At 69.0% G+C, this 19,695-nt stretch carries 19 protein-coding genes; 9 read left to right on the forward strand and 10 right to left on the reverse strand.

The window, feature by feature from the left end; translation table 11 throughout:
• Window positions 1-311 precede the first annotated feature (311 nt).
• The 8 genes from rpsU to dnaG all read left to right on the forward strand — a co-directional run bounded on the left by rpsU (window position 312) and on the right by dnaG (window position 8,633).
• Window positions 312-527, forward strand: coding sequence for a 30S ribosomal protein S21 (gene rpsU, locus ABD679_RS10215; RefSeq protein ID WP_027069919.1), 216 nt, complete (start codon window positions 312-314; stop codon window positions 525-527).
• Window positions 528-699: 172 nt separating this feature from the next.
• The gene (locus tag ABD679_RS10220) at window positions 700-1,146 is read left to right on the forward strand and encodes a GatB/YqeY domain-containing protein (RefSeq protein ID WP_344759884.1); all 447 of its coding nucleotides are present in this window, start codon (window positions 700-702) and stop codon (window positions 1,144-1,146) included.
• Between the two features lie 187 nt (window positions 1,147-1,333).
• Window positions 1,334-3,526, forward strand: coding sequence for a TonB-dependent siderophore receptor (locus ABD679_RS10225; protein WP_344759885.1), 2,193 nt, complete (start codon window positions 1,334-1,336; stop codon window positions 3,524-3,526).
• A gap of 58 nt (window positions 3,527-3,584) precedes the next feature.
• A complete protein-coding gene (locus ABD679_RS10230; protein WP_344759886.1) occupies window positions 3,585-3,875 on the forward strand; it encodes a hypothetical protein in 291 nt (96 codons plus the stop codon).
• The gene (locus ABD679_RS10235) at window positions 3,865-4,161 is read left to right on the forward strand and encodes a hypothetical protein (protein WP_425561884.1); all 297 of its coding nucleotides are present in this window, start codon (window positions 3,865-3,867) and stop codon (window positions 4,159-4,161) included. The genes ABD679_RS10230 and ABD679_RS10235 overlap by 11 nt, the downstream gene beginning before the upstream one ends.
• Complete coding sequence (locus tag ABD679_RS10240; RefSeq protein ID WP_344759887.1) at window positions 4,158-5,717, forward strand: PepSY-associated TM helix domain-containing protein; 1,560 nt, start codon at window positions 4,158-4,160, stop codon at window positions 5,715-5,717. Before ABD679_RS10235 ends, ABD679_RS10240 begins: the two co-directional genes overlap by 4 nt.
• A gap of 102 nt (window positions 5,718-5,819) precedes the next feature.
• Window positions 5,820-6,713, forward strand: a complete 894-nt coding sequence (locus ABD679_RS10245; protein WP_344759888.1) for a YihY/virulence factor BrkB family protein — start codon at window positions 5,820-5,822, stop codon at window positions 6,711-6,713.
• 177 nt (window positions 6,714-6,890) lie between these two features.
• Window positions 6,891-8,633 carry a DNA primase gene (gene dnaG / locus ABD679_RS10250; RefSeq protein WP_344759889.1) on the forward strand — a complete coding sequence of 581 codons (1,743 nt, stop codon included), beginning with the start codon at window positions 6,891-6,893 and terminating at the stop codon, window positions 8,631-8,633.
• Window positions 8,634-8,702: 69 nt separating this feature from the next.
• Here the strand turns inward: dnaG and ABD679_RS10255 are convergent, their stop codons facing one another.
• The 5 genes from ABD679_RS10255 to ABD679_RS10275 form a co-directional block, all read right to left on the reverse strand.
• On the reverse strand, window positions 8,703-11,192 hold the full coding sequence (locus ABD679_RS10255) for a TonB-dependent receptor plug domain-containing protein (protein ID WP_344759890.1): 2,490 nt from the start codon (window positions 11,190-11,192) through the stop codon (window positions 8,703-8,705).
• A gap of 279 nt (window positions 11,193-11,471) precedes the next feature.
• Complete coding sequence (cyoE, locus tag ABD679_RS10260) at window positions 11,472-12,389, reverse strand: heme o synthase (protein WP_344759891.1); 918 nt, start codon at window positions 12,387-12,389, stop codon at window positions 11,472-11,474.
• Entirely contained in the window at window positions 12,389-13,558 is a 1,170-nt protein-coding gene (locus tag ABD679_RS10265) for a COX15/CtaA family protein (RefSeq protein ID WP_344759892.1), read from the reverse strand. The genes cyoE and ABD679_RS10265 overlap by 1 nt, the downstream gene beginning before the upstream one ends.
• Before the next feature lie 10 nt (window positions 13,559-13,568).
• Window positions 13,569-14,090, reverse strand: coding sequence for a hypothetical protein (locus ABD679_RS10270; RefSeq protein WP_425561886.1), 522 nt, complete (start codon window positions 14,088-14,090; stop codon window positions 13,569-13,571).
• A 41-nt stretch (window positions 14,091-14,131) separates the two neighbouring features.
• Entirely contained in the window at window positions 14,132-14,869 is a 738-nt protein-coding gene (locus tag ABD679_RS10275) for an SURF1 family protein (protein ID WP_344759894.1), read from the reverse strand.
• A 65-nt stretch (window positions 14,870-14,934) separates the two neighbouring features.
• On the opposite strand from ABD679_RS10275, the gene ABD679_RS10280 reads away from it, so the two are divergent.
• Complete coding sequence (locus ABD679_RS10280; protein ID WP_344759895.1) at window positions 14,935-15,153, forward strand: twin transmembrane helix small protein; 219 nt, start codon at window positions 14,935-14,937, stop codon at window positions 15,151-15,153.
• A gap of 231 nt (window positions 15,154-15,384) precedes the next feature.
• Here ABD679_RS10280 and ABD679_RS10285 read toward each other — a convergent pair whose 3' ends face one another.
• From ABD679_RS10285 to coxB, 5 genes are all read right to left on the reverse strand, one after another.
• Window positions 15,385-16,266: a cytochrome c oxidase subunit 3 gene (locus tag ABD679_RS10285; protein ID WP_344759896.1), complete on the reverse strand. Its 882-nt coding sequence runs from the start codon at window positions 16,264-16,266 to the stop codon at window positions 15,385-15,387.
• 27 nt (window positions 16,267-16,293) lie between these two features.
• Entirely contained in the window at window positions 16,294-16,893 is a 600-nt protein-coding gene (locus ABD679_RS10290) for a cytochrome c oxidase assembly protein (protein ID WP_344759897.1), read from the reverse strand.
• Window positions 16,890-17,027: a hypothetical protein gene (locus ABD679_RS10295; protein ID WP_344759898.1), complete on the reverse strand. Its 138-nt coding sequence runs from the start codon at window positions 17,025-17,027 to the stop codon at window positions 16,890-16,892. The genes ABD679_RS10290 and ABD679_RS10295 overlap by 4 nt, the downstream gene beginning before the upstream one ends.
• A gap of 17 nt (window positions 17,028-17,044) precedes the next feature.
• On the reverse strand, window positions 17,045-18,670 hold the full coding sequence (gene ctaD / locus ABD679_RS10300; protein ID WP_344759899.1) for a cytochrome c oxidase subunit I: 1,626 nt from the start codon (window positions 18,668-18,670) through the stop codon (window positions 17,045-17,047).
• A 64-nt stretch (window positions 18,671-18,734) separates the two neighbouring features.
• Window positions 18,735-19,691, reverse strand: a complete 957-nt coding sequence (gene coxB, locus ABD679_RS10305) for a cytochrome c oxidase subunit II (RefSeq protein ID WP_344759900.1) — start codon at window positions 19,689-19,691, stop codon at window positions 18,735-18,737.
• Window positions 19,692-19,695 lie beyond the last annotated feature (4 nt).

Consider the following 19,695-nt stretch of genomic DNA (forward strand, 5'->3'; position numbering starts at 1 on the left):
GACAGACGAATGTCTGATCACCCAGTGGCGCTCCCCCGAACGCAGTCCCCGATACGGGGGGACTGGGTTCCCGCTTTCGCGGGAATGACGGCTGGTGGGGCGCCGGTTGGGAGGCAGACCGGCGGCGGGTCGACGGCTGCCGGTCGGCGGCCCTGAAAACCCGACCCCTTGGACCCACGCTCCCGTGGTTGCGCGGTCCCGACGGCTCCCGTTATCATACGCGGCTCGCCGGATGGATTCCGGCGGCTTGCGCGTCCCTCGCGCAGGTCCGCGCCCCACGGGGCGGGCCTTCCAAACCCACAGAGACTCCTATGCCCAGCGTCAAAGTCCGCGAAAACGAGCCTTTCGAGTTTGCCCTGCGCCGCTTCAAGCGCACCTGCGAGAAGGCCGGCGTCCTGGCCGAAACCCGCAAGCGCGAGTACTACGAGAAGCCGACCCAGGAGCGCAAGCGCAAGGCCGCTGCCGCCGTGAAGCGCCAGGCGCGCCGCACGTCGCGCGACGTCACCAAGCGCCAGCGCCTGTACTGAGGCAGGCGCGGGTCCTTCCGCTGGCGCGCCCCGCGCGCCGCAGCAGGATATCGATGAAGCCGGCACGCGCAAGCGTCGCCGGCTTTTTGTCTTTGCAGTGTTTGTCCGGGCGTCCCCGGATTCCCCTGATTCCCGGCCGGCGCTCGCCGCCAGCCCCTCCACGGAGAGCCCCATGACCCTCAAGCAGCAACTCACCGACGACATGAAGGCCTCGATGAAGGCCGGCGACAAGGCCACGCTGGGCGTGATCCGCCTGGTCAACGCGGCGATCAAGCAGCGCGAGGTCGACGAGCGCATCGAACTCGACGACGCCGCCGTACTCGCGGTGCTGGAAAAGATGGTCAAACAGCGCAAGGATTCGGTCAGCCAGTACGAGGCCGCGCAGCGCGAGGACCTGGCGGCGATCGAGCGCGCCGAGATCGAGGTCATCCAGCGCTACCTGCCCGAGAAGCTGGGCGAGGCCGAGGTCCAGGCCGCGATCGACGCCGCCATCGCGCAGACCGGTGCCAGCGGCCCGGCCGACATGGGCAAGCTGATGGGCGTGCTCAAGCCCACGCTCGCCGGACAGGCCGACATGGGCCAGGTCTCGGCGCTGGTGAAGAAGGCGCTGGCCGGCTGAGGCCGCCAGGCCTGTGCGCCGGCCCGCCCGGAGGGCCGCCGGCGCGTCCTGATCGGCGACCGCGCCACGGACAGCCAGCCGTTATCCACATGACGGGCTCTGTATCGAGAATCATTCTCGTATAAAATGGCCCGTCGGACGTCAGCCAGATCGCCGCGTCCCCCGATGAAACCCAGGGGACCCTGCCTTGTCCAAAGCCCTCCTTTCCCGCGCCGGACTCCCGCGCGCGTCGCTGCTGTCCGCGGGCCTGCTGCTCGCCTTCCATGCCCAGGCCCAGGTCGCTGATGCTACCGCCCCGGGCGAACCGGCCACCGGCAACGCCATCGCCACGGCCGAGACCGAGGCCATCAATCTGGACTCCGTACTGGTCGTCGCCCAGCGCGTCGGCCGCGCCAGCAACGGCGCGACCAACCTCGACCTGGCGATCAAGGACACCCCGCAGTCGATCAGCGTGGTGAGCAGCGAGCAGATGCGTGATTTCGGCGCCGACAGCGTCAACGAGGCGCTGCGCCTGGCCACCGGCGTGCAGGTCGACGAATGGGAGACCAACCGCACCAGCTACAGCGCGCGCGGCTTCGACATCCTCAACACCCAGATCGACGGCGTCGGCATGCCCAACAGCTGGGGCGTCGCCACCGGCGCGACCGATGCCTTCGGCTACGAGAAGGTGGAAGTGATCCGCGGCGCCAACGGCCTGCTCACCGGCGTGGGCAACGCCGCCGGCACCATCAACTACGTGCGCAAGCGCCCCACCAACGAGCGGCAGGGCACGTTCGGCCTGGGCTACGGCTCGTGGGGCACCAAACGCATCGAAGTCGACTATTCGACCCCGTTCACCGACGACGGCCGGTGGGCCGGTCGCGTGGTCGCCGCGCACGAGGACGGCGACTCGCACCTGCGCGCCAACGAGAACGCGCGCGACGCACTGTACGGCGTGGTCGATGGCCAGGTCGGCGAAAACGGCACCCTGACCCTGGGCTACTCGTACCAGCGCGCGAAGTCCGACGGCATCATGTGGGGCGCGCTGGTCTTCATGAACAGCGACGGCACCCAGAACGAGTGGCCGCGCGATGCCTCGACCACGCAGGACTGGACCTACTGGAACACCACCACCCGGACCGCCTTCGCCGACTACACCCACCGGCTCGGCGACAACTGGCAGCTGAAGGTGTCCTACAACTACCGCCGCGCCACCGGCGACGAAAGGATGTTCTACGCCTACCTGCCGGATCCGGACTTCGACGGCACCTCGATCGCCCTCGACCCGGACACCGGCCTGGGGCTGGTCGGCTATCCGTGGGGCGGCAACGACGAGGCGACCGCGCATCTGGGCGCGGCGACGCTCGATGGCCACTTCGAGCTGTTCGGCCGCGACCAGGAAGTGCTGCTGGGCGCGAGCATCACCCGCAGCGAATCGAACAGCTGGGAGCGCAGCGCCGACTTCTCGTCGCCCGCCTGGGGCCCGCTGCCGGCGTTCCCGTACGACACCGACGCCCTCCCGGAGCCGGCCTGGGGCGACGCCGCGCTCTATTCGGTGTTGAACCAGCACCTCAAGCGCGCCTTCGGCGCCACCCGGATCGCGCTGGGCGACCGCTTCAAGGCCATCGTCGGCGCCAACTACGCCCAGTACCGGCGCGACGGCAACTCCTACGACCTCGCCTTCGACCAGACCACCAGCCACACCAGCCCCTACGGCGGCCTGACCTTCGACTTCAACGAACACGTGCTCGGCTACGTCAGCTATTCGGACATCTACCAGCCGCAGGACCAGGTTGACGCCGACAACCGCTACCTCGACGCCAGCCAGGGCGTGAACTACGAGGCCGGCATCAAGGCCGACTGGCTCGACAGGCGCCTGCTGACCACGCTGGCCGTGTTCAAGGCCGACCAGGACGGGCTGGCCACGCCCACCGGCCAGTACAACGAGTTCGGCTCGACCATCTACGCGCCGGTGGACGTGCGCTCGAAGGGCGTCGAGTTCGAGGCGGTCGGCAAGCTCGGCGACGACGTCGACCTGGTGTTCGGCTACACCGCGCTGAAGCTCGATGGCCTGGACGGCGACGACACCTATTCGTGGGTGCCGCGGCGCACGGCCAACCTGCTGCTCAGCGCGCGCCTGCCGGGCTACCGCGCGCTGTCGTTCGGGTTTGGCGGACGCTGGCAGAGCACGATCTCCAACGTCGAATCCAGCGGCTTCACCGTGCGCCAGGGCAGCTACGCGGTGCTCAACGGCTTCGTCGCCTGGGACTTCCGGCCCGATGCCACGCTGCGCCTGAACGTGCGCAACCTCGGCGACGAGAAGTACATCAACACCCTGCGCTACAGCGGCTACTACGGCGCGCCGCGCAACTACACCCTCAGCCTGGACTGGCGGTTCTGATGGCGCGACGCGACGCGACGAGCGGGCCGATGGCGCATTGCGTTGCGGGGCTGCCGGCATGACCGCGGCCTGGCTGCTGCTGTCGCTGCTGTCGGCGCTGGGGTTCTACCTGGCCAGCCCGCACCAGCGGCTGTGGCCGCGCGCACACGGCCACGCGGGCGTGCTGCGCATCGCGGCCACGCTGTGCGCGGCGGCCGCGATCGCCGCGGGCAGCGTCGCGATGGGCGTCACGGCCGGCGTGTTCTCGGTGCTGACCGCGATCATGCTGGCGGCAGTGCTGCTGCCCTGGCTCGACGCCTGGCGACAGCTGCGCGGCGAACCGCGGGAGGCGGGCGGCCATGTGGACTAAGTCCGCGACGATGTGGGCCAAGTCGCTGGCCGCCGCGCTGCTGGGGCTGCCGCTGACGGTCGCGGTCATCGGCCTGGTCGCGCTGCTGTGGCCGGGCGACATCACCCGCACCACTTTGCCCTGGCTGCTGCTCGCGTTCCCGGTGTGGATCGCGGTGATGTCACTGGCGTTCCTCGCCCGCAACGGCCGCCGCGCGTGGCTGTGGATGGGCGGGGCGACGCTGCTGTGTTTCGGCCTGATCCAGCTGGCCAAGGCGCTGGGCTGGGCCGCGGAGATGCCATCGTGAAAGCCGCCACGCTACGGATCTTCCTGTCGGTGCATACTTGGGTGGGACTGGTCGCCGGCATGGCGCTGTTCATCGCGTTCTACGCCGGCGCGATCACCGTGTTCACCCATGAGCTGGGCGACTGGCAGCGGCCGGCCGACACGCAGCCGGTCGCGGACCCGGTGGGCCGCTCGCAGGCGCTGCTCGATGCGGTACTGGCCACGGACCCGGATCCGGAACTGGGCCTGTTCGTGGTGCTGCCCGGCGACCACGGCCCGCAGCCGTCGGCCTACCTGTACAACGAGGCGACCGGCGAGCAGCGCCGGTTCGTGCTCGACGCCGACGACGCACTGCGCGAAACCCCGCCACGCACCGGCTTCGTCGACTTCGTCTACGACCTGCACTTCACCGCGGGGCTGCCGCGCCTGCCCGGCAGCTATCTGTTCGGCATCATCTGCGTGCTGTACGGGCTGGCGCTGGTCAGCGGCGTGGTGATCTACGCGCCGACCTTCGTCCGCGACCTGTTCGCGCTGCGCATCGGCCGCAACGTCAAGCGGCTGTGGCAGGACGCGCACAACGTGATCGGCGTGCTGTCGCTGCCGTTCCACGTCGTCCTCGCCTGGACCGGGGCGGTGCTGACGATCGGCCTGCTGATCCTGGTGCCGTTCCAGTCGCTGGTCTACGAGGGCAAGCTGTTCCAGGTGCTGGGGCCGGACTTCGAGGTGACCCCGCACGTCGCCGAAGCCGGCGTCGCCAGGCCGATGCTGCCGATGGCCGGGCTGCTGCAGCGCGCGGAGGCGACCATCCCGGGAATGGTGCCCAATTCGGTCGACTACCACGGCGCCGGCGACGCCAATGCGCGCGCCATCGTCTACGGCGACCTGGACCAGCGCCGGCTGAGCACCGCCGGCGCGGTGGCGATGGACGCGACGACCGGCGAGGTCGTCGACGGCACCCAGCCCACGGCCTACAGCCCCGGGCGCGCGTTTCTGTATGCGCTGTACTCGCTGCACTTCGGCACGTTCGGCCACGCGGCGGTGAAGTGGCTGTACTTCGTGCTGGGACTGGCCGGCGCGTTCCTGTTCTACAGCGGCAACCTGCTGTGGATCGAGGCGCGGCGCAAGCGGCGGCAGGTGGAGCAGCCACGGCGCACGCGGTTCATGGCGGCGCTGACGCTGGGCGTGTGCCTGGGCTGCGTGGCCGGCGTGTCGGCGTCGTTCCTGGCCGGCGCGCTGCTGCCGGACGCGTGGGCGCCGCGCGCCTACTTCCTCGTGTTCTTCGCCGGCATCGCCTGGGCCTTCGCGCGTCCGCCGGCGCGCGCCGGGCACGAGCTGCTGTGGCTGTGCGCGCTGCTGACGCTGGCGATCCCGGTCGCCGGCGCGATCGGCTCGGGCGAGCACCTGTTCGCGGCGTTCGCGAACGGGCACTGGCACCGCTTCGCCGTCGATGCCGCGGCGCTGGCGTTCGCGCTGGCGTTCCGGGCGATGGCGCGGGCGACGCTGCGGCGCGGCTTCAACGGCGATCCCAACAGCGTCTGGGCGCTGCCGGCGCGGACACGAGACGCCCCGGCAGCCTGATCCGGCCCGGCGGCGGCCGCGGCGAAGGCCGGCCGCCCCATCTGTGACGTCGCGCAGCCGGCGCTGAACATTTCCTCCACGCCGCCCGCCTATCCTCACGCAATGCAATTTTCAAGCGAACATGTCCGCCAGCGTTTGCAGCGCCTGCAGGAAAGCCTTCCCGTCGCGCTCGGGCGCCGCTTCGTCGAGACCGACCTGCTCACCCACGCCGCGGCGCTCTCGTTCTACACCCTGATCTCGCTGGCACCGCTGCTGGTGCTGCTGCTGTGGCTGGCCGCCTCGCTGTACCCGTCGGCGCAGGACGAGTTGATGCGCCAGGTCGGCGACCTGGCCGGCACCGGAGCGCGCGACGTGGCCGCCACCGTGATCGCCAACGCGCAGACCCGGCCCGACGTCGGCTCGCTGGCCGGGCTGTGGAGCACGGCGCTGTTGTTCGTCGGCGCCACCGCCGTGTTCGCGCGGCTGCAGGCCGCACTCAACCTGATCTTCCGCGGCGACGCCCACGAACTGCCCGGCGGCCTGTGGGCGTGGCTGCGCAAGCGCGTGCTGTCGTTCGGCGTGGTGCTGTCGCTGGGCTTCCTGCTGATCGTCTCGATGAGCCTGACCACGGCGCTGCAGGTAGTGTTCGCCTGGCTGCCGGCGATCCTGCCGGTGCTGGGCAACCTGACCTCGCTGGCGCTGTACACCGCCGCCTTCGCCTTCCTCTACCACTACCTGCCCGACCGCCGCGTGCGCTGGCGCCAGGCGCTGCTGGGCGGGCTGGTCACCTCGGGGTTGTTCGTGCTCGGGCGCTGGGCGATCGGCCTGTACCTGGCGCAGGCCGCGCCGGGCAGCGCCTATGGCTCGATGGGCGCGCTGGTGCTGCTGCTGGTGTGGATGTACTACGCCGCCGCGGTGTTCTTCCTCGGCGCGCTGATCACGGCGGTGATCGACGAGCGGATGCTCGCCGCCGCCGCGCCGGCGGCGGACCCGGCGGTACCGGCCGCGAACGCCTGAGCCGGCCGCCGGCGACGCCCGGCAAATGCGATCATGGCGGCATGGCCCGCCTGTCCGACGCCTTCATCGACGACCGCGCCCCCGCGAACACGAATCGTGATGCGGGTTGGCGCGCCGCAGCGCGTGGCAGGAGTCCGGCGGCCGGCGCAACGACCTGGCGGTTGGGGGCCGGCTGAGATGGCGCGGCTCTCCGATGCTTTTATCGACGACCTCCTGGCCCGGACGGACATCGTCGAGGTGATCAACGCGCGCGTGCCGCTCAAGCGGCAGGGCAAGGAGTACTCGGCGCGCTGTCCGTTCCACGACGAACGCTCGCCATCGTTCACGGTCTCGCCGACCAAGCAGTTCTACCACTGCTTCGGCTGCGGCGCGCACGGCACGGCGATCTCGTTCCTGATGAACTACGACCGCCTCGAGTTCCTCGACGCGGTGGACGAGCTGGCCAAGCGTGCCGGCATCGAGGTGCCGCGCGAGACGCAGCAGCGCAACGAGAACTCCGATGCCAAGGAATTGTTCGGCGCGCTGGAAGCCGCCGCGCATTTCTTCCGCAAGCACCTGGCCGGCAGTGCGCCGCAAGGCGCGAAGGCGCGCGCCTACCTCGATGGCCGCGGCGTGGACAAGGCGATCCGCGAGCAGTTCGCGATCGGCTACGCGCCCGACGGCTTCTCCGCACTGCGCGACGCGCTGGGCACCGACGCGCGGCGCATGAACCTGCTCGAACGCGCCGGGCTGTTCTCCAAGAACGACCGCGGCAACGTCTACGACAAGTTCCGCGACCGGGTGATGTTCCCGATCCACGACCGCCGCGGGCGCCCGATCGCCTTCGGCGGGCGCGTGCTCGACGCCGACGCCTCGCCCAAGTACCTCAACTCGCCCGAGACCGCGCTGTTCCACAAGGGCCGCGAACTGTACGGCCTGTGGCAGGTGCGGCAGGCGAACTCGCGCATCGAGCGGTTGATCGTGGTCGAGGGCTACATGGACGTGGTCGCGCTGTTCCAGCACGGCGTCACCACGGCCGTGGCCACGCTCGGCACCGCGACCACGCCCGACCACGCCGAACTGCTGTTCCGCAACGCCCCGGACGTGTACTTCTGCTTCGATGGCGACAACGCCGGGCGCAAGGCCGCCACGCGCGCGATGGAATCGGTGCTGCCGCGCATGCGCGACGGGCGCCAGGCGTTCTTCCTGTTCCTGCCCGAAGGCGAGGACCCGGACACGCTGGTGCGCAGCGAGGGCAGCGGCGGCTTCGACGCGCGCCTGCGCGAGGCCACGCCGCTGTCGCAGTTCCTGTTCGACTCGCTGGCCGCCGACGTGAACCTGTCCACGCTCGACGGCAAGGCGCGGCTGGCCGAGCGCGCCAGGCCGATGCTGGCGCAGATCCCCGACGGCGCCTTCGCCGACCTGATGCGCCAGCGCCTGACCGAGCTGACCGGCGTCGGCGCGCGCAGTGCCGCGCCCGCGACCCACGTGCCGGCGCAGCGGGTGCACCGCCCGCACGCCGGCGCAACGCCCAAACGCAGCCTGGTCCGCAGCGCGATCACCCTGCTGCTGCAGAAGCCGGCGCTGGCGCTGCAGCTGCAGCCGCCGTATCGCTTCGTCGCCCTGCGTCAGCCGGGCGTCGAACTGCTGACCGAGTTGATCGCCGTGGTCAACGCGCGCCCGGACATTTCCACCGGCGCGCTGCTGGAGCATTTCGCCGAACGCGAGGAAGGCGAGGCGCTGCAGAAGCTGGCCAGCCTGACCGTGCCCGGCGAAGAAGCCGACTGGCACGAGGAATTCATCGGCGCGATGGCGCAGCTTGACCGCCAGACCCTGCAGCAGCGGGTCGCCGAGCTGCAGGGCAAGCAGCGCGAATCCGGGCTCGACGACGCCGACAAGGCCGAACTGCGCGAACTGCTGCAGGCGCAGCGCGCCGGCTGACGCCGCTCCGCGGCCGTCGCGCGGCGGACGATGCCGCCGCGCCGCGCGGAGTGCCCTGCCAGGGAAGGCCTACCAGTTGTACTTGACCTTCCCGTAGACGAAGGCGCCCTGCGACCCGAACGGCGAGCTGCTCGGATAGCGGAAGATGCCGTGGAAGTCGCTGCCGTCGGGCGCTTTTTGCGGATAGGTGTCGAAGACGTTGTCGGCGCCCAGCGTGAACGTCCAGTTGTCGCGGTGGTAGTCCATCGACGCGTTGAAGATCCACTTGGACGGGTAGAGGTCGTCGAATTCCGAACTGGTCGAGCTGTACTCGGTCACCCTCCCGTAGCGGAGCGCAGTGGCGCTGAACCCCCAGTTGCCCTTGGTGTACGAGTTGGTCCAGATGAACTTGGAACGCGGCATCTGGTCGGCGAGCAGCCCCTTGGTCTGGCTGCGCGTGATGCGGTGGAAGCCGACGTCGCCGAGAGAATCCAGGACCGGCGGGTTGGGGCGCACGCCGGTCACTTCGTTCTTGTGGTACGACCAGTTGACCGTGGTTTCGAACTTGGCGCCGTTGTCGAGGTCGCGGAAGTAGTTGGAGACGACGCCGATGCCGCGGATGCGCATTTCCGCGGCGTTGGTGAAGTAGGCCAGGGCCACGTACTGCGGGTTGTCGATGCCGTTGTCGGCCAGGTATTCCTTGACCGAGTCCGCGACCAGCGACATCGAGCTCGACATCAGGATGCGGTCCTTGAGGTTAATCTGGTACAGGTCAACCGTGGTGGTGAACGACGGCACCGGGTTCCACACCGCGCCGATGGTGTAGCTGCGCGTGGTTTCCGGCTTCAGCGGCTCGCTGCCGAGCAGCAGGGCCAGTTCGTTGTCGACCGGCACCAGGCCGCGCAGGTAGATGCCCTCGGGCAGGCCCAGCGAGTTGCCTTCCGGATACGACACGGACGTGGTGGCCGAACCGTGCTGCTGTCCCAGCCCCGGCGCGCGGAAGCCGGTCGAGACCGTTCCGCGCACGGCGAATCCGTTGTCGAAGTCATAGCGCCCGGACAGCGCGTAGGACGTGTTGGTGCCGAAGTCCGAGTAGTCCTCGTGGCGCAGCGCCAGCGACGTGCTCAGCCGTTCGGTGAGGTTGCCTTCCAGCTGCACATACTCGGCGACCGAATGCCGCGAATTGTCGCTCGCGTCCTGCGGCCCCCAGCCGGCAAACCCCTGGGCGGCGCCGGTGACGCCGGAATTGCCCACGTACCACGAGGCCAACTCGCCCTCCACGATCTCGTAGCGCTGGCGCAGGTACTGCGCGCCGAAGCCCAGGTCCCAGTTGTCGCCCAGCGACTTGGCGAAGGCGACATCGAAGCTGGCCTGCGACGAGGTCAACACGCCGTCGTGGATGTCGGTCGGGCTGTAGCCGAAGTCGTTCCAGAACGCGAAGTTGACCGTGTTGAAGGTGCCGTAGGACACGCGGTTGGCGCCCCAGTTGGCGCTGACGTCCCAGTTCCAGCCGCCCTCGGTCTCGCCGCGCAGCCCGGTGACGAAGCTCTTGTCGCGCGAATCGCCGTGCTCCACCGGCTGGAAGCCGTCGCCATCCGGAAAGATGTACTGCATCAGCGGGTCCTTGGGCTCCGGCGAATTCATGCCGTAGCGGTAGAACGCCATCGGCTCTGCCACGAGCCTGCCGTAGTGTCCGGACCCGTACAGGCTCACGTTCGGGGTGAAGTCATACTGCCAGCTGAGGAAGGAGTTGTAGCTGTTGGATTCGGGGATGCCGACCCGGAACTTCTTGCCCAGCTCGGTGAAGCCGGGCCGGTTGTCCAGGCCGGCGCGGTTGGTCGGCTGCTGGTCGGCCGCCTCCACGGCAACCCGCAGCCAGCCGTTCGCGCCCAGCGAAAAGCCGACGTCGCCCTGCACCCGCGAACGGTCGCCGTCGCCGGCCGAATACTTGCCGTAGCTGGCCTGCAACTCGCCGCCTTCGGCGCCCTTCTTGAGGATGATGTTGATGACGCCGGCCAGCGCGTCCGAGCCGTACTGCGCCGAGGCACCGTCACGCAGGACCTCGATGTGGTCGATCGCGCCGATCGGGATCGTGCCGATGTTCACGCCCTGCGAACCCTGGCCGACCTGGCCGAGCGTCAGCATCAGCGCATTGGAATGCCAGCGCTTGCCATCCACCAGGATCAGCACCTGGTCGCTGTTGAGGCCGCGCATCTGGAACGGCCGCGTGAACGCGAACGTGTCGGACATCGACGCCAGCGGGAAATTCAGCGAAGGGACGGCGACGTCGAGCGCGCTGCCCAGGTCGATCGCACCGGACTGGTTGAGGATCTCGTTGGGAATCACGTCGATCGGCACCAGCGACTCGGCCTGGGTGCGGTTGCTGACGCGGGTACCGGTCACGACCACCTTGTCGAGAGTCGTGGGCGTCACGGACCGGGTCGCCTGCGGTTGCGCATCCGTGGCAGGCGCCGCCTCGGCCGCATTTCCCGCTTCCTGCGCGGCCGCCGCGCCGGACAGCGCAAACAGCACAGCAGTGGCCAGCACGGTGGGAGTGATCCGACCCTGACGCTTGTACATGACGTTTTCCCCGGATGTGTGTTGCCCTGGAACCGCCGCGGCCGGGCAACCGGCATGCAGTGGATTCCCCCATGTCGGCCGGAAAACCGGCCCGGACAGCGCGCGCGAACCCCTGCTCCCGCATGCGTGCACCGGCCGGACGCACGGCCCGACACCCCTGATACGACCCGAGCATAGGCACAAGCCTGCGCAGGCTGCCAGCGAAAAAACAGGGACAGGCCATAACCACAGGTTGTGGGCGCCGCGTCATTCCGCGACGGCGGCACGCTGGCGCGCAGGTCAAGCCGGCACGAATTCCAGCCCCGCCGCAGGCGCCAGCCACGGCATCAGCCAGTGGTCGAGCAGCAGGAACGCGAACAGCGCCATCAGGTACACCACCGAGTAATTGAATACGCGCATGGCGAAGAATTCGTCCGGCGGATCCATCAGCTTCCACGCGTACCACAGGAACATCGCGCCCAGCACGATCGCGCCGCCGAGGTAGAACCAGCCGCTCATGCCGACGATCGCCGGCAGCATCGTCACCACGAACAGCAGCACGGTGTAGAGCAGGATCTGCCAACGCGTGTATTTCACGCCGTGGGTCACCGGCAGCATCGGCACCAGCGCGCGCGCGTAGTCGGCGCGGCGGAAGATCGCCAGCGCCCAGAAGTGCGGCGGCGTCCAGGTGAACACGATCAGCACCAGCAGCCACGCGTAGGCCCAGTCCCACGGCCCCTGCATGTTGGTCACCGCGGCCCAGCCCAGCAGCGGCGGCGCCGCGCCGGCGATGCCGCCGATGACGATGTTCTGCGGCGTGGCGCGCTTGAGGAAGCCGGTATAGACGATCGCGTAGCCGATCAGCGACGCGAACGTGAGTGCCGCCGTCAGCGGGTTGACCAGCGCGATCAGGATCGTCATCGACGCCGCGCCCAGGAACACCGCGAACGCCAGCACCTGCGCCGGCTTCAGCGTGCCGGTGGCCAGCGGCCGGTTGGCGGTGCGCGCCATCACCTTGTCGATGCGCTGGTCTATCAGGTGGTTGATCGCCGCGGCCGAGGCCGCCGCCAGCCAGATGCCGAGCAGGCCGAACACGCTTTCGCGCAGCGGCGGCAGCCCGGGCACGGCCAGGAACATGCCCACCACCGCGGTGAACACGATCAGCGACACCACGCGTGGCTTGGTCAGCTCCCAGTACTGGCCGGCGATGCCCTTCATCAGTCGATCGCCCGCAGCCGCGCCAGCAGCGAGACCAGCACGAACAGCAGCAGCGCGGCGCCGGCGTTGTGCGCCACCGCCACGTCCAGCGGCAGCGACAGCTTGACGTTGGCAATGCCCAGCGCGACTTGGCTGCAGGCCAGCAGCGCGAGCAGCACCGCCCAGCCGCGCAGCCCCGGCGTGCGCAGCAGCCGCACCGCAAGCGCGATCAATCCGGTGAACGCGACCACCGCCATCATCCGGTGCACCAGCTGGATCGCGATGCGCGAGGCGCCGTCGAGGATGCCGCCCTCGTAGTCCACGCCGATCCCGCGCCACAGTACGAAGCCTTCGCGGAAATCATGCGGCGGCCACCACTGGCCCACGCACTTGGGGAAATCGTTGGCGCAGGCCAGCGCGGCGTAGTTGGCGCTGGTCCAGCCGCCCAGCGCGATCTGCACCGCCAGCAGCACCAGCACCGCCACCACCCAGCGCCGCAGCTGCAGCGCATCGGCCAGCCGGATCGGCGAATGCGTCGCCCGCCAGGCCATCCATGCCAGCAGCGCGAACGTGGTGAGCCCGCCGAGCAGGTGGCCCATCACCACGATCGGCTTGAGAAGCCAGGTCACCGTCCACATGCCCAGCAGCGCCTGGAAGATGATCACCGCCAGGGTCAGGGCCGCGGTGCGCGACAGGTCGATGTTCGACCAGCGCAGCGCCGCGAACAGCAGGATCGCCTCGCCCGCGATCGCCAGCGCCGAGGCCGCGGCGTGCATGCCGCGCATGTACAGCGGGATCGCCAGCGCCACCAGCACCGCCGCGGCGGCCACCTGCAGCACGCCGCGCGGGCGCTTGCGCGCGGCCAGCAGCGCCAGCACCAGCACCAGCACGCCGAGGCTGCCGGCGATCATGCGGTGCAACTGCTCGCGCCAGGCCTTGTGCACTTCCACCGGACGGATCGCGGTGGCGGCGTGGTCGATCGCGCCGCTGGCCGCGGTCGGCCACGCGGCGCGCCCGTAGCAGGTCGGCCAGTCGGGACAGCTCAGGCCGGCGTTGGACAGGCGCACGAACGCGCCGAACACGATTACCCCCAGCGCCAGCGCCACCGCCAGCCAGGCGATGCGGTGGAAGTGGCGGTACACGCCCGGCTTGGCATAGCGGATCGCCGGCGGTTTGGCTTGGGTGGTCATGGGCAACGGGTCACATCAGTCTCAGCAGTTTTGCCACGTCCGCGCGCAGCCCGCCCGGATCGAAGCCGGGAGCGTAGCGCAGGATGACGAAGCCGTTCGGGTCGATTACGTACACCGGCACGCCGGCCGGATCATCGACGCCGGGCAGCTTCGCGCGCAGCGCGGGGTCGCGCCGCAGCACGCGCGTGGCGGCGTTGTCGATGGCGCCCTGCGGCGGCGCGCCGAGCCAGAGCAGGTCGACTTCGTCGGCCTTGGTGCCGAACAGGCGCCAGACCAGGTCGAGTTCGCGCGCCAGCTCGACGCATGCGTCCGCGCAGCCGGCCGGCGGCGCCACCAGGATGCGCCAGCGGCGTTCGGCCGGGTTCCACGCGTATTCGCCACCGGTGGCGAGCACGGGCGTGGACCCGCGCAGGTCCGTCGGCGGCTGCAGCAGCTCTCCGTTGTTTTTCATCCCCGACGGTTGCCAGCCGGAAAAGCGCAGCGCGCCGGCGACCAGCATGCCGCCGAGGAAAATCGCGATCACCGCGAACATGACCAGGCGGTTGCCCCCGTCGCGATGGCTGTCGTTGTCGTTCATGGACCGGTCCTCTCCGGTTTGCGCTTGCGCAGGGTCAGCAGCAGCGTGATCACCAGCACCGCCAGCGCCAGCGCGAACCACTGCACGGCGTAGCCCAAGTGTTGTTCCGGCGGCAGCGTGTTGGGCAGCACGTCCAGGTCGCGTGCATAGCCCAGCGGCAGGTCCGGGTCGAGCTTGAGCACCCGCGGCGCGAGTGACGGCTGGCCCAGCTGCGCGCCAAGCGCGGCCGTGTCCAGCCCGGTGGCCAGCAGTGGCCCGCCGGCCTGCGGCGTGGCCACCGCGGCCATGATGCCGTGCGACGGCGGCGGCGCCAGCAGGCCGGCGACCTCCAGCCCGCCCTGCGGGCGCGGCACCGGCGGCAGCGTGCGGTCGCCCGGCAGCGGCAGCCAGCCCAGTTCCACCAGCAGCGGCGTGGCGTGCGGCGCGGACGGCTGGAACACGCGGTAAACACGCACGCCGGGGCGCTCGTCGCGCTGCTGGTTGTCCAGCAGCACCGGCGGCGCGTCCACGAAGCTGCCGCCGCCCGCGGCCCAGTCGTAATCGCGCGCGCGCGCCGCGTCCGCGGCGCTGGCCAGCGGCCGTGGCGAGCGCTGCACGAGCACCTGCTGCACCGCGTCGAGCATCGCCTGCTTCTGGTGCATGCGATCCAGCTGCCAGAAACCCAGCGACGCCAGACCGGCCGCCACCAGCACGGCCAGCAGCCACCACGCGACGAGATTGCGGCGCCGGCTCACGCGCACCACTCCCGCGCCTGCGATAATCCGCTCATGCGCCCACCACGCCCCGCCCGGAGACCGAGATGAACGATTCGCTGAAAACCCTGCTGATCGTTGCCTTCCTGCTCGTCATCCTCTGGAACCTCGGCGCTGGGCTGTATTACATGCTGGTCGACAAGGGCCAGACCAAGCGCACCGTGAACGCGCTGACCAAGCGCATCGCGCTGTCGGTCGCGTTGATCCTGCTGGTGATCCTGGCGATCTGGATGGGCTGGATCACGCCGCACGGGATTCAGGGGTAAGTCACTCCGCCGGCCGCGAGCCGGCTTTCCGCGAGCGAGCTTTTCTCCTTCCCCTTCAAGGGGAAGGCCAGGATGGGGATGGGGTTCGCTGCTGCGTTCCGGAAACCCATCCCCACCCTTGCTGTCCGGCCACGCGCAGCGCGCGTGGCGTTCATCGTCGCGTGAGCCAGTGGCTCGCAAACGCTCCTCTTCACCCCCTTGAAGGGGAGGGAAATCGGAGCGCGGCTTTTCTTACAGCACGTAGACGAACAGGAACAGGCCCAGCCACACCACGTCGACGAAATGCCAGTACCAGGCCACCGCCTCGAACGCGAAGTGGTTGTCCTTGTTGAAGTGGCCCCTGGCGCAGCGCAGCCAGATGATCGCCAGCATGATCGTGCCCAGCGTCACGTGCGCGCCGTGGAAGCCGGTGAGCATGAAGAACGTCGAGCCGTAGATGCCCGAACCCAGAGTCAGGTTCAGCTCCGTGTAGGCGTGCATGTACTCCTCGATCTGGAAGAACAGGAACGTGCAGCCCAGCAGCACGGTCAGTCCGAGGAACACCAGCAGCTGCTTGCGGTGGCCGGCCTTGAGCGCGTGGTGCGCGATGGTCACGGTCACGCCCGAAGTGAGCAGGATCAGGGTGTTGAGCAGCGGCAGGCCCCAGGCCGGGATGGTCTGGAAGTGGCCGCCGACCTGGCCGGGGCCGGAGCTCGGCCACGCCGCGCTGAAGCCGTCCCACAGCAGCGCGTTGGTCATCACGCCGTCGCCCGCGCCGCCCAGCCACGGCAGCGCGTACTGGCGGGCGTAGAACAGCGCGCCGAAGAAGGCGCCGAAGAACATCACCTCGGAGAAGATGAACCACACCATCCCCATCCGGAACGAGCCGTCGACCTGCTTGTTGTAGTAGCCCGACACCGACTCGAGGATCACGTCGGCGAACCACTTGAACAGGATCGCGATCAGGCCGGCGATGCCGACGAAGAACATCCCCTTGCCGAAGCTGGTCTCGTTGAACCAGCTGGCCAGTCCGTACATGGTGACGAACAGGAACACCGACGCGAACACCGGCCAGCGGCTGTGGTGCGGCACGAAGTAGACGTTGGTGTCGTGGGTGGCTTGGGCTTGGGCCATGGCTGTCGTTCCGTTCGGTCTTGCGGGTCAGGGCGCGGCGCGCGAGGCGGTGGCCGAACCGGCCGCGCCGAGCTGCGCGGTCAGTTCGTTGTTCTTGAAGAAAGTGTAGGACAGGGTGATCGTGTGGATCTCTTCCGGCAGGTCCGGGGCGATGATGAAGCGCACCGGCATGTCGCGCGCCTCGCCCGCCTGCAGCGTCTGCGCGGTGAAGCAGAAGCATTCGGTCTTGCTGAAGTAGCCCGACGCGCGCGCCGGCGCGATCGAGGGCACGGCATTGCCAACGATGGCACGCTTGCCGTCGTTGCGGGCGTAGAAGGTGGTGTCGTACTGCTCGCCGGGACGCACCTTCATGCTCACCTGTTCGGGATGGAACGACCACGGCAGCTTCGAGTTCACGCCGCCGTCGAACTGCACGGTGATGACGCGGTCGGACTTGCCCGCCCCGAGCGCGACGGCGCGGTCGCTGCCGATCGCGGCGTTCTCGACGCGGATGCCGAACACCTTCTCGCAGGCGACCCGGTACAGCGGCACCAGCGAGAAGGTGAAGGCGAAGGCGGCGATCGCCACGCCCACCATCTTGGCGGTGCCGCGGCCCTGTGCCTTCTGCCCGTCGCCGGATCCGCTCATCTCGCCAGCACCCCGGTGAGGATGAAGCCGATGTAGATCAGCACCGCGATCGCCGCCACGACCAGCGCGGTCCGGCGCACGCCGGCGCCGCGCGCGGGCCGGCGGTTGTCATCGTGGTGGTCGGCGGGGGACATGGCCAGGGTCACGTCGATCAGTGGTTGATGTCGCCGTGCGCCAGGTCACCGTCGCGGATCACCGGCGGCGTGCTGAAGGTGTGGTGCGGCGCCGGCGACGGCACGGTCCACTCCAGGCCCTTGGCGCCTTCCCAGACGCCGGCGGTGGCCTTGACCCCGCTGCGCTTGGAGCTCCACAGGATCAGGAACATCATGAACGGCGTGATGAACATGCCGAACGCGCCGATCGAGCTGATCAGGTTCCAGTCGGCGAACACGACGTTGTAGTCCGGGATGCGGCGCGGCATGCCGGCCAGGCCCAGGAAGTGCTGCGGGAAGAACAGCAGGTTGACGAACACCAGCGTCCACCAGAAATGGACCTTGCCCCAGAACTCGTTGTACATGCGGCCGGTCCACTTCGGCCACCAGTAGTAGATCGCGGCGATGATCGCGAACAGCGCGCCGGTGACCAGCACGTAGTGGAAGTGCGCGACCACGAAGTAGGTGTCGTGGTACTGGAAGTCGGCCGGCACGATCGCGAGCATCAGCCCGGAGAAGCCGCCGATCGCGAACAGCACCACGAACGCCAGCGACCACAGCATCGGCGTCTCGAACGTCAGCGAGCCCTTCCACATGGTGCTGACCCAGTTGAAGATCTTCACGCCCGTGGGCACGGAGATCAGCATGGTCGCGAACATGAAGTAGACCTCGCCGCCCAGCGGCATGCCCACCGCGAACATGTGGTGCGCCCACACGATGAACGACAGGAACGCGATGCACGCCAGCGCGTAGACCATCGCCTGGTAGCCGAACAGCGGCTTGCGCGAGAACGTCGGGATGATCTCGCTGACGATGCCGAACGCCGGCAGGATCATGATGTAGACCTCGGGGTGCCCGAAGAACCAGAAGATGTGCTGGTACATCACCGGGTCGCCGCCGCCGGCCGCGTTGAAGAACGAGGTGCCGAAGAACTTGTCGGTCAGCAGCATGGTCACCGCGCCGGCCAGCACCGGCATCACCGCGATCAGCAGGAACGCGGTGATCAGCCAGCTCCAGGTGAACAGCGGCATCTTCAGCAGGTCCATGCCCGGCGCGCGCATGTTGAGCACGGTGGCGATGATGTTGATCGCGCCCATGATCGAGCTGATGCCCATCATGTGCACCGCCAGGATGGTGAAGGCGACGTTGGAACCGCCCTGCAGCATCAGCGGCGGGTACATCGTCCAGCCGCCGGCGGGCGCGCCGCCCGGCAGGAACAGCGTGCCCAGCAGCATGATGAAGGCGAACGGCAGGATCCAGAACGACCAGTTGTTCATGCGCGGCAGCGCCATGTCCGGCGCGCCGATCTGCAGCGGGATCATCCAGTTACCCAGGCCGACGAAGGCCGGCATGATCGCGCCGAAGATCATCACCAGCGCATGCATGGTGGTCATCTGGTTGAAGAATTCGGGGTCGACCAGCTGCAGGCCCGGGATCGCCAGCTCGCTGCGGATCACCACCGAGAACGCCGCACCGATGATCGCCATCGTGAAGCTGAACAGCAGGTACAGCGTGCCGATGTCCTTGTGGTTGGTGGAGAAGAACCACCGGTCGATGAAGCCCTGCTTGTGGCCGTGGTCGTCGTGGACCTGGGCGCTGTCTGCGGCTGCGGGATACGTGGACATGTGCTGCCTACCTCGGGTGTGCTTGTCTGTCGGCGTGTGGTTGCGGCTGGCGTGCGGTCGCCAATCAGCCGGCCGGGACGGCGTCGGCCTGCGTGTCCGCCTGCGCGGTGGCAGGCGCGGCGTCGGTCTGTTCGGGGGCGGGGGTGGGGACTTCGGCGGGCGCGGCCGGCGCAGGCGCCGGGGCATTGGCGGCCTTCTGCGCGGCCAGCCACTGCTGGAACTCGGCCTTCGGCACGGCCTTGACCACGATCGGCATGAAGCCGTGGTCCTTGCCGCACAGCTCGGCGCACTGGCCGCGATAGATGCCGGGCTTCTGGATGTCGGCCCAGGCCTCGTTGACGATGCCGGGGATGGCGTCCTGCTTCCAGCCCAGCGCCGGCACCCACCAGGAGTGGATGACGTCGTCGGCGGTGATCACGAAGCGGACCTTGGTGTCGACCGGCAGCACCAGCACGTTGTCGACGTCGAGCAGGTAGTGCGGGTTGGCCTCCACCGTCGGCCGCTCGCCGCTCTGGCGCACGCGGTCGCTCTCGCGGTCGAGGCGGCTGGTGAAGGACACGTCCTCGCCCAGGTACTCGTACTTCCACATCCACTGGTAGCCGGTGACCTTGACCGTCATCTCCGAATCGCGGGTGTCGTACATCGCGATCAGCTTGGTCGTGGCCGGCCAGGACATGCCGATCAGCAGCAGCACCGGGATGATCGTCCAGATCACCTCGGCGGTGGTGTTGTGGGTGAACGTGGCCGCCACCGCGCCCTTCGACTTGCGGAAGGCGAAAATCGCGTAGGCCATCGCCGCGAACACCACCACGCCGATGCCCACGCAGATCCACAGCGCCATCATGTGGGCGTCGTAGGCATGGTTGGACAGCGTGGTCACGCCGCGGCCCATGTTGAGCTGCCATTCCACCGGGTCGGTGGACTGCGCCGGCTGGGCCAGGGCCCCCGCGGACACGGCGAGCAGGGACAGGCCCGCGGCCCATTGCTTGAAACGCGCGAATTTGAGCTGACCGGCTTGCATCACA

Source organism: Luteimonas lutimaris (assembly GCF_039537065.1).
GTDB classification, from domain to species: domain Bacteria; phylum Pseudomonadota; class Gammaproteobacteria; order Xanthomonadales; family Xanthomonadaceae; genus Luteimonas; species Luteimonas lutimaris.